Source organism: Halorhodospira abdelmalekii (assembly GCF_016583625.1).
GTDB lineage: Bacteria > Pseudomonadota > Gammaproteobacteria > Nitrococcales > Halorhodospiraceae > Halorhodospira > Halorhodospira abdelmalekii.
Genome location: NZ_NRRN01000158.1, coordinates 1 through 444, shown reverse-complemented (window position 1 = coordinate 444; position 444 = coordinate 1). Strand labels below are relative to the sequence as shown.

1 pseudogene is annotated in these 444 nt (G+C 69.8%); it reads left to right on the top strand.

Annotation, left to right across the window (positions count from 1 at the left end):
- Positions 1-371 (top strand): annotated as a pseudogene (locus CKO15_RS13925) (ATP-binding protein); the annotation flags it as partial.
- Positions 372-444 lie beyond the last annotated feature (73 nt).

The following is a 444-nucleotide window of genomic DNA, read 5'->3' as shown; positions in this document are numbered from 1 at the left end:
CCTTGCTCGGCAGCGCCCCCTATCACGAGATCGCCCCCCATCTGGTGCTCATGGCCTTCCTGCACCGGGTGGTCAACGGCGGTGGCACCCTGGAGCGCGAATACGCAATCGGTAAGGGCCGCATGGATCTGTGTCTGCGCTACGGCCCGGTCACCTTGGGCATGGAACTCAAGGTCTGGCGCGACGGCGCCCCGGACCCGCTCGCCGAGGGGCTGGGGCAACTGGACGGCTACCTCGCCGGGCTGGGTCTGAACAGCGGCTGGCTGGTGCTCTTCGACCGGCGCTCGGGACAGCCGCCGCTCGCCGAACGCACCGCCAGTACCACCCAGATCAGCCCGCAGGGGCGCACGATTCGGGTGATCCGCGCCTGAGGCCACGGACTACTCTCAAGAATGCCGGCCCTGCCGACCGCGCGCCGAGGCCTCTCACCGGTCAGCTGCGGTG